At 44.5% G+C, this 14,672-nt stretch carries 12 protein-coding genes and 1 pseudogene; 2 read left to right on the top strand and 11 right to left on the bottom strand.

The features are described 5' to 3' along the window. Positions 1–31: 31 nt before the first annotated feature. The 3 genes from tnpC to tnpA all read right to left on the bottom strand — a co-directional run bounded on the left by tnpC (position 32) and on the right by tnpA (position 2,468). Entirely contained in the window at positions 32–1,678 is a 1,647-nt protein-coding gene (gene tnpC, locus ABEF84_RS07890; RefSeq protein WP_347452989.1) for an IS66 family transposase, read from the bottom strand. Between the two features lie 74 nt (positions 1,679–1,752). Next, positions 1,753–2,088: an IS66 family insertion sequence element accessory protein TnpB gene (gene tnpB, locus ABEF84_RS07895; protein WP_004691519.1), complete on the bottom strand. Its 336-nt coding sequence runs from the start codon at positions 2,086–2,088 to the stop codon at positions 1,753–1,755. After that, positions 2,085–2,468 carry an IS66-like element accessory protein TnpA gene (tnpA, locus tag ABEF84_RS07900; RefSeq protein WP_004762545.1) on the bottom strand — a complete coding sequence of 128 codons (384 nt, stop codon included), beginning with the start codon at positions 2,466–2,468 and terminating at the stop codon, positions 2,085–2,087. Before tnpA ends, tnpB begins: the two co-directional genes overlap by 4 nt. 261 nt (positions 2,469–2,729) lie before the next feature. On the opposite strand from tnpA, the gene otsB reads away from it, so the two are divergent. Further along, positions 2,730–3,581 carry a trehalose-phosphatase gene (otsB, locus tag ABEF84_RS07905; protein ID WP_227504140.1) on the top strand — a complete coding sequence of 284 codons (852 nt, stop codon included), beginning with the start codon at positions 2,730–2,732 and terminating at the stop codon, positions 3,579–3,581. After that, positions 3,548–4,975 carry a trehalose-6-phosphate synthase gene (locus ABEF84_RS07910; protein ID WP_034585181.1) on the top strand — a complete coding sequence of 476 codons (1,428 nt, stop codon included), beginning with the start codon at positions 3,548–3,550 and terminating at the stop codon, positions 4,973–4,975. Before otsB ends, ABEF84_RS07910 begins: the two co-directional genes overlap by 34 nt. A 39-nt stretch (positions 4,976–5,014) precedes the next feature. On the opposite strand, the gene ABEF84_RS07915 is transcribed toward ABEF84_RS07910, so the two are convergent. The 8 genes and pseudogenes from ABEF84_RS07915 to betA all read right to left on the bottom strand — a co-directional run bounded on the left by ABEF84_RS07915 (position 5,015) and on the right by betA (position 14,664). Then, on the bottom strand, positions 5,015–6,229 hold the full coding sequence (locus tag ABEF84_RS07915; protein ID WP_034585183.1) for an MFS transporter: 1,215 nt from the start codon (positions 6,227–6,229) through the stop codon (positions 5,015–5,017). 213 nt (positions 6,230–6,442) lie between these two features. Next, positions 6,443–7,144, bottom strand: coding sequence for a glycosyltransferase (locus ABEF84_RS15625; RefSeq protein WP_404798883.1), 702 nt, complete (start codon positions 7,142–7,144; stop codon positions 6,443–6,445). Between the two features lie 15 nt (positions 7,145–7,159). Beyond that, positions 7,160–7,633 (bottom strand): annotated as a pseudogene (locus ABEF84_RS15630) (class I SAM-dependent DNA methyltransferase); the annotation flags it as partial. Further along, positions 7,551–8,345 (bottom strand): PIG-L family deacetylase, encoded by a 795-nt coding sequence (locus ABEF84_RS07925; protein WP_347455847.1) that lies wholly within the window; start codon positions 8,343–8,345, stop codon positions 7,551–7,553. The gene ABEF84_RS07925 and the pseudogene ABEF84_RS15630, both read right to left, overlap by 83 nt. Then, entirely contained in the window at positions 8,333–9,331 is a 999-nt protein-coding gene (locus tag ABEF84_RS07930) for an acyl-CoA dehydrogenase (protein WP_347455848.1), read from the bottom strand. Before ABEF84_RS07930 ends, ABEF84_RS07925 begins: the two co-directional genes overlap by 13 nt. A gap of 222 nt (positions 9,332–9,553) precedes the next feature. After that, positions 9,554–11,755 carry an OsmC domain/YcaO domain-containing protein gene (locus ABEF84_RS07935; RefSeq protein WP_034585187.1) on the bottom strand — a complete coding sequence of 734 codons (2,202 nt, stop codon included), beginning with the start codon at positions 11,753–11,755 and terminating at the stop codon, positions 9,554–9,556. Positions 11,756–12,110: 355 nt separating this feature from the next. Then, complete coding sequence (locus tag ABEF84_RS07940) at positions 12,111–12,881, bottom strand: hypothetical protein (protein ID WP_034585190.1); 771 nt, start codon at positions 12,879–12,881, stop codon at positions 12,111–12,113. 127 nt (positions 12,882–13,008) lie between these two features. Next, positions 13,009–14,664, bottom strand: coding sequence for a choline dehydrogenase (betA, locus tag ABEF84_RS07945; RefSeq protein ID WP_034585192.1), 1,656 nt, complete (start codon positions 14,662–14,664; stop codon positions 13,009–13,011). Between the last annotated feature and the right edge of the window lie 8 nt (positions 14,665–14,672).

A 14,672-nucleotide genomic window follows, 5' to 3' on the forward strand; every position in this document is an offset into this window, starting at 1 on the left:
TAAGCGTCCGCTGAACCCCATGCCTATTTTTTTAATTTGAGTTGGATTTCCAGCGATGTGGTAGTAATTCTTCTATTTGGGTCGCTTTATGCGTCGGCAGCCTTTTCAGCACATCACTTAAATAGGCATACGGATCCAAGCCATTCAGCTTTGCTGACTGGATTAAAGTCATGATATTTGCCGCTCGCTGTCCACTGCGCAGCGAGCCAGCAAACAGCCAGTTCTTGCGCCCTAAGGCCCAAGGTCGCATTTGATTCTCTACCCAATTATTGCAAATCGGTAGATTGCCATCATCCAAATAGCGGCTTAAGGCTGGCCAACGCTTCAGAGTGTAATTGATCGCCTTGGCGGTGGGAGAACTCGATGGCACCGTCAGATGATGTTGGTTGAGCCATTCATATAGTTGTTGCATCACTGGTTGACTATGCTGTTGTCGGTATTCGCGGCGGTCTTCCGCTGTACCATCGGTCTTTTTCCTGAGCTCTGCTTCTATCGCATACAGTTTCTGAATCAGCACTAATGCCTGTTCAGCGACCTGACTTTTCCCAGTTACATGCAGTTCATGGAATTTACGACGTGCATGGGCCATGCAGCCCACCTCAATGACCTGGCCTGATTTAAAGCGTGCTTTATAACCACTGTAATCATCACAGACTAGATAACCCTGCCAGCCTTTCAAGAACTCTGCAGCATGCTGGCCTGAACGACTATCCTGAAAGTCATAGATCACCGCCTGAACTGGATTGTACTGTGTAGTGGCATAGGCCCAGACATAACCTTTCTTCGGTTTTTTATCATTCTCACCCATCCGCATGATGGTGACCGGTGTTTCATCTGCATGCAGCACCTGCTGTTGTAGTACCACCTCTTTTAAGGCATTGGCCAGAGGTTCCAGTTCTACACCGCAGCGACCTATCCAGTCAGATAACGTTGATCTAGAAAGCTCGATTCCCGCCCGCTGATAGATCAGACGTTGACGGTACAGCGGTAAATGATCGGCATACTTCGATACCAGCACATGGCTGAGCAGTTCAGGTGAAGCAATGCCTTTATCAATCACATAGGCAGGCATCGCTTGCTGAGTCAGGGTGTCACACTGATCACAGACCCATTTGCCACGGACATGCTGTTCCTTATAGAACTGTGCCGGTCTGAAATGCAGTTTTTCACTGATATCTTCGCCGATACGACGTAACTGGCAGCCACAACTGCATTGGGTTGATGCTGGTTCATGCTCAATACGAATGGTGTGTAGATGATCGGGCAGCAGTCGACGTTTAGGTTTGTTGACTGTGGCTTTCTCTGTCGCTGCATCGGTTTTATCTGCATTTAATCGTTCTAATTCTAGATCAACGGCTGCAATATCTTCTTCGACCGCTTCATCCCAGAGATGGATTTGTTTTGCGGTGAGATGTTCGTTTTTACTGCCGAATTTGTGCTGTTTAAATAGTGCGAGCTCATGCTCGTATTTTTGCGTGAGAATGGAAAGATGTTGAACTTGAGCATCTAATTGCTGATTGGTGACTTCAAGATGCTGAACTTTGGTATCTAATTGTTGGTTTGATTTTTCTAATTCTTGATTTGATTGTGCCAGAGACTGATGCTGCATTGCCAACTGCCGGGTGAATTCCAGCAGTTGTTCATGGGTCAGTTGGCTTAAGTCAGGCAGCGTATTCATGACCGCAGTATGCCTGAGGTCATGAGAAGAATGAAATAGAACGTTTGGAGAATAGCAGAATGGACCAACCTAGTTTAGAGCATCGTCACCACCTGCTGTCGTCCAATGCGCTGCCAAGGTAAACCCTGGATCAGTGCCTGTAACTGTTCCGGACTGATCGCCATGCTTTCACCCTGGTGAACCTGCGCCCAGTGGAATTTTCCCTGTTCCAGCCGCCGGGCACACAGCCAGATGCCCAGTCCATCATGTACCAGCACTTTCATGCGATGGCCACGTTTATTACAGAACAGGTAAGCACAATGCGGTTTAATGTAGCCAAAGGCTCTCACCACCTGAGCCATGATAGTATCCATCCCTGCTCGCATATCCAGAGGTTGGGTGGAGAGCCAGATTTCATCAATGCGGATCATGTTGCAAGTGCCTTGAGTAATTCTGCTAAAGCAGATATTTCTGATACTTGCCATTTCAAGCCAATTTCTGCTTTTGAGTGGGGTAAAGTAATTTGAACCGTTAACATGTCAGTAGGAGTAGGATCTAATGGTGCAGAGCAAGATAAGGCAATAAATGCAGGTTTATTCGGTAGTGGTGAGCGATCATTCCCTGGCTTACCATCAATTAAGCGAATCCATTTGGATACAAGATTTGTATTCAATCCATGTTGCAAAGCGACCGAAGCAATTGAAACGTCCGGTGCTTTACAAGCCTGAACGATCTGCTGTTTAAATTCAGCACTGTATGTTCTTCGTTTTTTCGCAAGAGATGCGATGGATGTCTGGTGATTTGTAGTCATAAATTTTAGTCCCCACTTGTTTTTAAGTGGGGACTAAATTAAGGCTTATAGGATGAATTCATAAGGTGTGTTCAGCGGACGCTTACTGTCGGATAAAATTAATCTAGGTATTAGATTTTCAAGATATTTTTACAAGATATTTCAACGTTACTTTAGATAGGCGAAATGTATTATTCATTGTGAGAATAAAAAAAGCAGTTCTTTTGCATGCTATAAAAATAAGCAATGCATCAAAGAGACTGTAATTTTTTACAAACCAAAATGAAAACTTCATACCCCGTCCTTGATCTTATTTTTAATAAAATCGCCAACAAAGTTGAGCGACGATCGAATATTAATAACAATCCTTTTATTTTATTTTTAGACATTGATGGCACCCTTTCAGAATTCCATCCTGATCCCGAAAAAAGCTTCATTCCTACTTCGACATTACATGTCTTGAATCAGCTGCAACAGCTGATTCCTCTATATCTAGTAACAGGACGCTCCATTTCTCAGGCACAAAAGTTGATTCAACCACACCAGTGGAATATTGCCGGTTCACATGGTCTGGAATTGCTGCAACAAGATGGCAGTGTTCAACAGCTGGTACAAGTCAATCTCGAAGAATTAAATCAACTCAAAGTCCATGCACAGCAACATTCCGAACAATGGCATCCAATCCGCGTTGAAATCAAAACCTATTCAATCGCCCTGCATTTTCGTGAGCATCCTGAATATGCGGATCAGGCAAAAGCCATTATTGAAGATTATCTAAAACACAATTCAAGTTTTGAACTGAAAAGCGGCAAATGCGTTTATGAACTGGTACCTCGAGGCTGTAACAAAGGTGCGGCCATCCGGCACGTCTTAAACAGCCTTGAAGATCATGCGTTCTACCCCATTTTTATTGGGGATGATTTAACGGATGAAGCTGGTTTTCACACCATTAATGACTATGGAGGTATGTCGATCAAAGTTGGTCCAGGAGAAAGCGCAGCCCGAGGTCGTTTAGATCATGTGGCAGATGTCGGTTTTTTCTTACATGAATTTTTAACAACACTACAAGCGTTAAAACAAGAAATGAAAGGAGAAAACACGTGTCCCGACTCATTGTATTATCCAACCGCGTAACCCTGCCGAATCCAAAATCCACACAGGCAGGTGGACTGGCGGTTGCCATTGAAGATGCCCTCAACGGTATTGGTGGCATCTGGATGGGATGGAATGGTAAAAAGACGACAAATCGGCAACATACATTTGACGTCCTGAAAGATCATCAAATTGAATATCATACCTGCAGCTTCTCAGAAGCTGAATATCAGGGATATTACTGTGGTTTTGCCAATGGTGCACTTTGGCCATTGATGCATGACCAGAATCAGTATATTGACTATACAGATCAGGACTACCAGATCTATCAGGATGTCAATTTAAAGTTTGCCCGCCAGCTACAAAAGATCGCGCAACCTAGCGATATGATCTGGGTGCAAGATTATCACTTTTTAAGTGTTGCCCATTATTGCCGTCAGCTCGGTATGCGTAACCGGATTGGTTTCTTCCTGCATATTCCTTTTCCGGAAACAGCGAAATGGAAAGATCTGGTGTGTGCACCGCAACTTGCCGTGCATTTGGCGCAATATGACTTATTGGGCCTACAAACCCAACGTGATCAGAAACACTGTTATGAATTTCTGAAAACGACGTTTGCCTTGACTGCGCATTCACCGAATACACTGCGCAATGGTCAGCGCCAGGTAGAAATCAAGGCTTATCCGATCAGTGTACATCCAACCGCAATTCAGCGTCGTGCTGAACAGCAAGCATCCATGGATTTGCCTTTTGATTTTAGTGCTGATCCAGACGTCAAACACATTATTTCTGTAGACCGGATTGATTACAGCAAAGGCTTATTACAAAAAGTGAATGCATTACGGCAGTGTTTCCAGCAATCACCAGAAATGCTGTCACAAATACGTCAGTTCCAGATTGCTTCGCCTTGCCGGCTGGAAGTTCCGACCTATGCCCATCTTTATCGTGATTTCCAAAAAGGTGTGGAACAGCTCAATCAGGAATTTGCTACAGAGAAACCGGTGTTTGATTGTTACTACGATACTTTAAGTCATCATGCCCTGATGAGCTTGTACCGCAAAGCGGAAATCTGCTGGGTGAATTCCATTTATGATGGAATGAATCTGGTGGCTAAGGAATATATCGCTGCGCAGGATCCACAAGATCCAGGAATCTTGATTCTATCCAAATATGCGGGTGCTGCAGAACAAATGAAGGAAGCCCTGATTGTTGATCCGCATGATCAGTACAGCATGATCAGAGCATTAAAACGGGCCATTACCATGCCAAGAACTGAACGTATTGCCCGTTATAAAGCCTTATTTCAAGGTTTGTTGGATTATGACATTCTGCATTGGCGCGATTCGATTTTAAAAGATCTGAAACATGTGGGCAGCCAGTATATTTACCGCCCGCTCAGCAAACAAAAGGCACATCATCTCTCTTTACAGCACTAAATTATTTAACTTTTATTTTTATAAAGAAAAACACCAGCTTTAAGCTGGTGTTTGTGTTTTTTCTGCTGCAGTTGCCGGTGCTGAACTCATCTGGTTCAACACAGTGATCCCGATCAGGCCAACTGCAATCACAAAGAATACATGACTTAAACCAATCATTTCACTACCAAAGCCGACCAGTGCAGGTCCAAGCAGCGAACCGGTGTAAGCAAAGATCGAAACATATGATAAAGCAATATGTTTAGGCATGTTTGGTTGACGTCCGGCACGCGAGAACATCAAAGGTACGATGTTGGCGCTGCCTAGACCCAAAATTGCATAGCCGATCAAAGCCACATACCAGACTGGTGCAAATACCACAGTTAACAGACCTAGACCCGCCAATGCTGCACTGTACAAAATGGTATTCTTTTCACCAAAGAATTTGATGATCAGGTGACCACTTAAACGGCCTGCCACCATTAAAGCTGCGAAACAGCTATACGCTAAACCTGCCTGAGATGCTTCTACTTTAAATTGAGTATTCAGGTAAATTCCACTCCAGTCCATCGCTGCGCCTTCAGACAGAAAAGCGATAAAACAGATAAGTCCCATGCACAGAATGGCAAAGCTAGGGCGATGCTTTTCTTCTTCAACTTTACTTACCTGTGTAGTTTCAGTCGCAGGAGCTTCTGCTTTTAGGCAGAAAGGTACAGCTAGCATCATCACCAGCATAATACTCAGGCTGATCACCAGTGCACTTAATGGAACAGCTAAACCCAAGCCAAGCATAGTTGTCATGCCTAATACACCAGCCAAACCGCCTAAGCTACAGATACCATGGAACAATGACATCATACTTTTACGTTGCTGGCTTTCCAGTTTAATGGCCTGCAGGTTGACTGAAACACCCAGTGCACCTGCACTCGAACCGAACGCAAATAATGCTGCAGCGAGTACACCTTTAGATGGACTTAATGCTAATGCCGGCAGAATGACAGCAAAAGCTGCCAGCACAGTGGCAATCACCGGACGGCAACCAAAACGGTGTGCCAGACGGCCAGCCAATGGCATTGCAATCATTGAACCTACACCTGCACCCAGCAGTAACACTCCAAAATCTGAGTGTGACAGATTCAGGCGCTGCTGTACCAATGGAATCAACGGTGCCCAGGCTGCTGTGCTAAAGCCTAGAGCGAAGAAACATAATGCAGTCGCAATGCGTTGCCATTGAGAACGTGGAAGCGCACGAACAGAAGCAGGTAATAAATACATATCGCATGAACCATTAAGTAAATCAGTGCGGCATCCCTAACCGTTGATCCATAGAAAAACCTCATGTACTTATACTTGAAATGTATTAGTACATGAGGCTTATTTCGGATGAATTATAAGCAGTTTTATGCGAAATGGAATAGTTTTTAATCAGCAAAATCAGGCTAAATTGTTAAGCCTATGATTCATGAAAAAATAAAGTTTCAAAAAATTTCAGACAATTTTTCTGAGTGCAGATTCAGATGAATATTCATGCAGATTTTCCTGTTCAATCACCCGCAGGAAGCGGGAAAAGCCTTCATCTACACGTGAGTTCAAACGGCTGCTGGTGATGACGCGCAGCTGATTCGACCAGCTAATATGTAGTCCGATTTTTTCAGCCCTTTTGACCAGATCAACATCTTCATGACATGGCATCGCTTTAAAGCCGCCTAAAGCCAGATAGCTGGATGCCCGGAAACATAAATTGGCACCATGAATATGTCGGTGGCCCGTCCGATCCTGATAATGAGAAAGGTAATCTTGACGGGTTGCATCACTCAGGTGTTGCCATTCTGCAATTTCGACAACTCCGCAGATCACATGTGTCGGCTGATGTTTTAGCATGCTGGTAAACCAGTCCAAGCTCACTCGGGAATCCGCATCAGTACAGCAAATCCAGTCACAGCCTTGTTCAATGAGATAACGTATCCCTAAATCACGCGTTTGCCCCACACAGCGATAGGTACAACTTATCATTGAAACATTATAAGTCTTGATGATTTCTAAAGTTCGATCAGTACAGCTATCCAGTACGACTAAGATTTCAATATCAATGTTTTTGGTCTGGGATTGATGCTGGTAAAAATACTGGCGTGCTCGTTCCAAAGCTTGTAGACAATTTGCAATTTCCAGCTCTTCATTACAGGCTACAATGCAACCATTGGGACTTAAATGTGTATTCACCCAGTAGATTAACTGCTGCAGAATCTGTTCTTCCAGGTAATACAGCACTTCACTGGCGACAATGAGATCAAACTGCTGCTCAGGTAAATCCAGTGGCACAATCCCCTGCACTACTTTTACATGATCATGTGTGAGTCGTTGATTGGCCAACTGGATCGCCGTTGGATTAGCATCCATACATATTAAATATTCACAACGTTTCGCAAGTTCGGAACTCAGCACACCGTTACTACAACCTATTTCAATTCCTGTTGAGAATGAAGGTTGTGGTAATACTGCCAACGTGATGTCACGTTTACGCTGTTCATACCAGCGTTGTTCATAACGCCATGGATCACCATTATTTTCACGGTATAGTTCAGCAAAGTAGTCATGCTTATATACAACCTTGGTCATAAATATAAACCTCCCAAGGCTGTAATAAGCGTTCCAATGCACTGGCTGACACGATCGGATCATTGCCTGTGCTCAAGTCTGGCTCTAACTGGCTTTTAAAGCACTGCATTGCTTTTGATTTGAGCTTTAATTGACGTGAACTAAGTTCTAGTTTTAAGGCTTTATGCCATGGAATGCGTGCATCTTCCGGATTTGCCCAATGCCATGCCCAGATTAAAACTTGCAGGCATTTTAAAGACATCTCGATTGACACTTGTTTACATACCTGCCCAGTAATTTCATGGTCCGGATGACCATCATACTCAAAAGCCGTGACTAAAATATCATGGGACTTCAAATATTGTTTTAAGGCAGCTGCCAGCTGATCACGCTGCTGGGCGACTTCTCCATCCTGAATATTGAGGGCAATCCGTTGAACAGGTTTAGAGAGATTCAGGGTTTGCAAGGCATTTAGGCTTTCTCGTGGGCGGATCAAATCCAGTTGTTCAGGTGTATACAGGCTGGAATTTGGATGGCTGGCTGTACCATTAGTCACAGCAAACAGGACAATTTCATAACCCGCAGCATCCAGCTGTTGGATCATGCCAGCACATCCCATAATTTCATCATCCGGATGTGGCGCGATAATACAGATTCGGTGATTCACTGGAAATATAGAAGTGAAGTCAAATAGCTTTAAGTTAGCGAGTTGCTGGCTTTGCTGCCATTCTTCTAACGCCGTGCCTTCGCCCTGAATGATGCGGTCCTCAACGATTGGATGTTTTAAAGTGCCCATGACGGCGCATCCCCCATGGAAAGTTGTCCGATCCTTTGCAGGTCAAAAGCAGCATGGCTTTGCCGGATAAACACTGGCAGATCGGCTGCACAACGGGCAAAATCTGCCTGCTGACAATACGGTGCTGCACCCAAGGCTTTTCCTGTCAATTCTAATACGGCTAGTGCAGTATTTTCGACCTCGGCACGCAAAGATCGAACTATCAGTTCATGGCTATGTTTAAGGTCAGCGTCAATCTGTTTTGCAGCTTCATAAAATAAGGCTTGTGAGGCATATAGCTTACTGCTCACCTCACCCAAATACATTTCCCTGAACGCATTGGATTGATGTTGCATCGCCTGTTTAAGAAAACCTGCCAGTTTCGCCGTTGCCCCATACCAGCAGGCAGCCACACCCGCTGCGCCATGCCAGAATCCGGCACGATCTAAGTAGTAATTGGGTTTGCTAATCAGTTTGGCTTGAACTTTATCGAAGGTCACTGCAGCAGTCTGGGTATATTGCATCCCGACGGCGTGCCAGGCACTGGTATCAATCTCAATGCCATCCTGAGTCATATCGACTAACAACAGCTGAGAACGTTCTTCTTCATCCCGATAAGTTACTAATGCCTGTTGTACCTGTTCAGCTGCCGAACACCAAGGTTTAATCCCGGAAAGAAGCCCATGTTCCAGCTCTAATGGTTCAGGACCACCTTCTGCTGCCCAGATTGCGGCGAGTCCAACTATCTGCTCAGGGCCTGCATGCAGTTCATGCAGAATCGCCAGTACATCCAGATGTGATTCAAAAATTTTAGCCAGGCTTAGATCAATTGCTGCCACCTGACTCAGGATTTTCCAACGTTTTAAGGTTTGTCCTTCACCCGGATATGGCACTTCAGCACTATGCTGAATCAGCTGATACAAGGCATGATCAATCTGCTGCTCAAGCTCGTTTGCAGTAGGATCAAAGTCTGCTTTTAATTGGTCGATCAGCTGTTTGAGGTACATGAATTTTCCTCATTCAATATTTTTATCACGCTTTTATTACCCTGACATCGCATTAAATCTAGGGTTTAAATGACTGTTTTATGAATTATTTTATGCCTATACTCAGGACTAAACGCTGTAGTGTTTCTGTCAGAAATTTGTCGGATTTGTAAATAAAGGGATTTTTCACCCATAAAAAAACCGCCTCCAGAGAGACGGTCTTTTGGTTAAGGTTAGACAGTATTATTGCTGTGCAACAAACTTGGCACGGGCTGCGTGCAGTTTCTTGTAGCTGTCGATCAGACGTAAATGACGGTCCAGACCTTCCAGTTTCATGCTGGTTTCAGTCAGGCCATAGAAACGGACAGTGCCTTCAACCGAACCAATGACGGCATTCATACGTTCGTCACCAAACATTCGGCGGAAGTTCGGTTCAAAATCTTCCAGTTCCAGCTCATCATCGAGCAGTACTTCAAGTACTACATCCATGCACTGATAGAACAGGCCACGTTCTACCGTATTGGTATTGTATTGCAGGAACTGTTCTACCAGATCTTTGGCTTCTTCAAATTGCTGTAGAGCCAGATAGATCAGCAGTTTTAGTTCCAGAATGGTCAGCTGACCCCATTCGGTATTTTCGTCAAATTCAATCCCGATCAGGGTACGAATCTCGGTGTAATCATCTTCATCTGCTTCTTCCAGGCGTTCAACCAGTGCTTCCAGCTGTTCATCATCCAGACGATGCAGGTTCAGAATATCTTCACGATATAACAGCGCCTTGTTAGTATTGTCCCAAACCAGATCTTCCACCAGATAGATTTCTGAATAACCCGGTACCAGAATACGGCAGGCTGTTGCTCCCAGATGCGTATAAACCGCCATATATACTTCTTTATCCATATCTTGCAGGATGTTCAGCATGGCTTCAGCTTCTTCGGCATTGCTGTTTTGACCGTTATTGGTAAAGTCCCACTCCACGAATTCATAATCCGCTTTGCTGCTAAAGAAACGCCAAGACACTACACCGCTGGAATCAATAAAGTGTTCTACAAAGTTATTTGGCTCGGTCACAGCATTTGAGCTGAATGTCGGACGTGGCAGGTCATTTAGGCCTTCAAAACTACGGCCTTGTAGCAGTTCAGTCAGACTGCGTTCTAGTGCTACTTCAAAGTTTGGATGTGCGCCAAATGAAGCGAATACCCCACCAGTACGTGGGTTCATCAGGGTGACACACATGACTGGGAATTGACCGCCTAATGAGGCATCTTTGACCAGTACCGGGAAGCCCTGTTCTTCCAGACCTTTAATCCCTTCAACAATCTTTGGATATTTGGCTAGTACATGTTCTGGTACATCTGGCAGGGTCAATTCACCTTCCAAAATTTCACGTTTCACCGCACGTTCAAAGATTTCAGACAGACATTGTACTTGAGCTTCTGCCAATGTATTACCGGCACTCATACCATTACTCAGGTATAAGTTTTCAATCAGGTTCGATGGGAAATATACGGTTTCGCTGTCAGACTGACGCACAAATGGCAGTGAACAGATGCCGCGTGCTTTATTACCTGAGTTAGTGTCATATAAATGTGTACCCAGTAACTCACCTTCCGGATCGTAAATTTCACGGGTGTAGTCATCTAAAACTTCAGCTGGCAATTCGCCATTTGGACCTGGCTGGAACCATTTTTCATCTGGATAATGAACAAACTCGGCATTGGCCAGGTCTTCACCCCAGAACTGGTCATTATAGAAGAAGTTACAGTTCAGACGTTCAATAAATTCACCCAGCGCCGATGCCAGTGCACTCTCTTTGGTCGAGCCTTTACCATTGGTAAAGCACATTGGTGACTGTGCATCACGGATATGCAGCGACCAGACATTCGGCACGATATTACGCCACGAAGCAATCTCGATCTTCATGCCCAGACCAGCCAGAATGCCAGACATATTGGCAATCGTTTCTTCCAGCGGCAGGTCCTTACCCGGAATCATGGTGCTCTGACCAGAAGCCAAGTTTGGCATTAGCAAGGCCTGTGCATCAGCATCAATGCTTTCGACTTCTTCAATGACAAATTCAGGACCGGTCTGGATTACCTTTTTCACAGTACAACGGTCGATTGAACGCAAAATGCCTTGGCGGTCTTTTTCAGAAATATCAGCTGGCAGTTCAACCTGAATTTTGAATATCTGTTTGTAACGGTTTTCCGGATCAACAATATTGTTTTGCGACAGACGAATATTATCGGTTGGGATATTACGTGCCAGACAGTAAACTTTTACGAAATACGCTGCACATAAAGCTGAAGATGCCAGAAAATAATCAAATGGGCCTGGCGCAGAACCATCACCTTTATAGCGGATCGGCTGATCGGCGATTACCGTGAAGTCATCGAACTTGGCTTCCTGACGAAGATTATCGAGATAATTGACCTTAATTTCCATGTGGATACCTAAATATTCTTATGTGCCGCCACGGACAGATAAGATGCTAAATCTGAATATACAAGCCGAATCACGGAGGAGAATTTGACTCAAAAATAAAAATAACCCGGGTTAAACCTTCAACCAGTTAGCTTGAGGATAAGCTCGAGTAAGAATGGGCGCTATTATAGAATCATTTTATGAAATTGATAATGTTTGCTCGAATTTCCTGCAGATTTATCAAAATATCTGTTAATTAAATATTCAGGAAATCTGGCTTTAAGCCGGGAACAGGCTGTTTTTATTGATACTTGCTGTTCCCGACTGGATTTTATGGGCTGTGAGATATGTCGTTTAAATCAGATAAAGATCCAAATTAAAAGTCATAGCCAATACCAAACACAGCGAGATCGCGCTGTTTATCACCAAAACGGTCATAACCACCGAAGATATAATCACCAGACAAGGTCAATTTCGGCGCAACTTCATAACTCAATCCGGCAGTTGCATAACGGAAAGCATGCTGTTTTGTGGTATTACCCAGCTCATTACCTTCATATTTGCCTTCATCATTAAAGTAACCACCTGCTGCACCGACATGCGCACCAAGCTTGTTATTAATCTGATGGGTTAGATCCAGGGTATAAAAAGTATCACCTTGATTGGCATAGGCGACATCATATAAATAGGTCGATACACCTGCTGTAACACTGGTCTTGTCATTCAGTGCACGACTTACATTCAAACCTAATTCATTTGAAGTGGTATGGCTGCCACCCGGATAATAGTAGGTCGCATCCCAAAAATTCCAGTCGTAGTTTTCACTGCTATAGGTATAGCCCACGATAAAATCATGTTCGACTTTATCGCGACGATGTGACTTCTTGCCTTCCAGTTCCGGATAGGAATAACCTAAGGTTGAGCCCCAGTAACCGACATAAAAATTACCATAAGCCAGATTCAGCGCTGCCTGTAAGGCAACGTCATCATTTTCTGGCGCATTGGTCAGACCACGGGAGATGTATTTAGAAACTACACTGATGTTTCCACTGGTTTCAATTTTTTTTGCTTCTGCATCATCTGCAAAACAATAAACACTAGAAACAGCAGCACAGCCGAAAAGGACTGTTTGTTTGAAAATTCTCATAAAATATAAATTATATTAAGCAAAGAATGGATAACACTGAAACCGATGACAGCCCTATCCAGCTTTGGGTAAAAATAAATTTCGCTATATTCCTTGATGCAATAAGCAACAGGAATATAGCCATGACTTAAGCGCGTGGGGCCCGGTAGAAAGGCGCTGTAGAAGCAGGTAATGCCTGCTTGCCACGGATATGATCTGCAAGCTTTTCAGCCATCATGATCGTGGTTGCATTGAGGTTGCCTGTAATAATAAGCGGCATAATTGAAGCATCGATGACACGTAGGCCTTGCATCTCATGCACACGCCCATAACCATCGACAACTGCCATATCATCCTCACCCATTTTACAGCTACAGGACGGATGATACGCTGTTTCTGCATGATTACGAACAAATTCATCAATTTCTGCATCAGTTTGCAGATTTTTGCCCGGACTGATTTCCTCACCACGATAGGGATCCAGGGCGGGCTGATGCATAATTTCACGGGTAATACGGATAGCATCCCGGAATTCGCGCCAGTCCTGTTCAGTGCTCATATAGTTGAACAGAATGCTTGGATGTTCAAATGGATCTTTGGATTTCAGGCGAACCCGACCACGAGATGGTGAACGCATAGAACCGACATGGGCCTGGAAACCGTGCTCATGAATAGCATTGGTCCCATTATAGTTAATCGCCACTGGCAGGAAGTGGTATTGGATGTTTGGCCATTCAAACTCATCCGAAGAACGGATAAAGCCTCCGGCTTCAAACTGGTTGCTGGCGCCAATGCCTTTGCCCAGGAATAGCCATTCTGCGCCAATCATGGGCTGGTTATACCATTTCAATGCCGGATATAAACTGACCGGTTTTTTGCACTTATATTGTAAGTACATTTCCAGATGGTCTTGCAGGTTTTCACCCACACCCGGCAGATCCTGAACCACGGGAATATCCAGACTTTTTAATAACTCAGCCGGACCTACACCAGAGCGTTGCAAGATTTGTGGAGATGCAATTGCACCTGCACATAGTAGAACTTCACGATCCGCAAAGACCTGAATCGGCTGTAAGGTATTTTGACCTTCAAAATATTCTACGCCAATCGCCTGATTGCGATTAAACAGAATTCGGTTGGTCATGGCATGGGTAATAATGGTGAGATTATCCCGGCCTTTGGCCATATCCAGATAACCACGTGCCGTACTGGAGCGACGACCTTGTGGTGTCACAGTACGATCCATTGGCCCGAAGCCTTCCTGTTGGTAGCCATTCAAGTCATCGGTACGTGGATAACCGGCTTGAACCCCAGCTTCCACCATGGCATGAAACAGCTCATTATTACCATTCTTAGGCGTTGCGACTGAAACCGGGCCTGAATCGCCATGATAGTCATTGCCGCCAATATCGCGGGTTTCAGCTTTTTTGTAATAGGGTAGACACTGCGCATAGTTCCAGTGTTCCAGACCTTTAAGGCTGGCCCACTGTTCCAGATCCATAGCATTACCACGGATATAGCACATGCCATTAATCAGTGAAGATCCGCCCAGACCTTTACCACGACCACATTCCATACGGCGATTGTTCATGTGGGGTTCTGGATCAGTCAGGTAGGCCCAGTTATAACGGCGTCCTTGTAAAGGATAAGCTAAAGCAGCCGGCATCTGGGTTCTAAAATCCAGACGATAGTCCGGACCACCTGCCTCAAGTAATAGCACTTTAGTATCTGGATCTTCAGTTAAACGCGCTGCCAGAACATTACCCGCAGAGCCCGCACCGATAATAATATAGTCGTAATTCATCAAATCCC

This window comes from Acinetobacter sp. ANC 7912 (assembly GCF_039862785.1).
Lineage (GTDB): Bacteria > Pseudomonadota > Gammaproteobacteria > Pseudomonadales > Moraxellaceae > Acinetobacter > Acinetobacter thermotolerans.

Excerpts from the sequence above, each read along its gene's own strand:
- tnpC (WP_347452989.1), bottom strand. The coding sequence starts at position 1,678 with ATGAATACGCTGCCTGACTTAAGCCAACTGACCCATGAACAACTGCTG.
- ABEF84_RS07915 (WP_034585183.1), bottom strand. The coding sequence starts at position 6,229 with ATGTATTTATTACCTGCTTCTGTTCGTGCGCTTCCACGTTCTCAATGG.
- betA (WP_034585192.1), bottom strand. The coding sequence starts at position 14,664 with ATGAATTACGACTATATTATTATCGGTGCGGGCTCTGCGGGTAATGTT.
- ABEF84_RS07930 (WP_347455848.1), bottom strand. The coding sequence starts at position 9,331 with ATGTACCTCAAACAGCTGATCGACCAATTAAAAGCAGACTTTGATCCT.
- otsB (WP_227504140.1), top strand. The coding sequence starts at position 2,730 with ATGAAAACTTCATACCCCGTCCTTGATCTTATTTTTAATAAAATCGCC.
- tnpB (WP_004691519.1), bottom strand. The coding sequence starts at position 2,088 with ATGATCCGCATTGATGAAATCTGGCTCTCCACCCAACCTCTGGATATG.
- tnpA (WP_004762545.1), bottom strand. The coding sequence starts at position 2,468 with ATGACTACAAATCACCAGACATCCATCGCATCTCTTGCGAAAAAACGA.
- ABEF84_RS07935 (WP_034585187.1), bottom strand. The coding sequence starts at position 11,755 with ATGGAAATTAAGGTCAATTATCTCGATAATCTTCGTCAGGAAGCCAAG.
- ABEF84_RS07925 (WP_347455847.1), bottom strand. The coding sequence starts at position 8,345 with ATGGGCACTTTAAAACATCCAATCGTTGAGGACCGCATCATTCAGGGC.
- ABEF84_RS07940 (WP_034585190.1), bottom strand. The coding sequence starts at position 12,881 with ATGAGAATTTTCAAACAAACAGTCCTTTTCGGCTGTGCTGCTGTTTCT.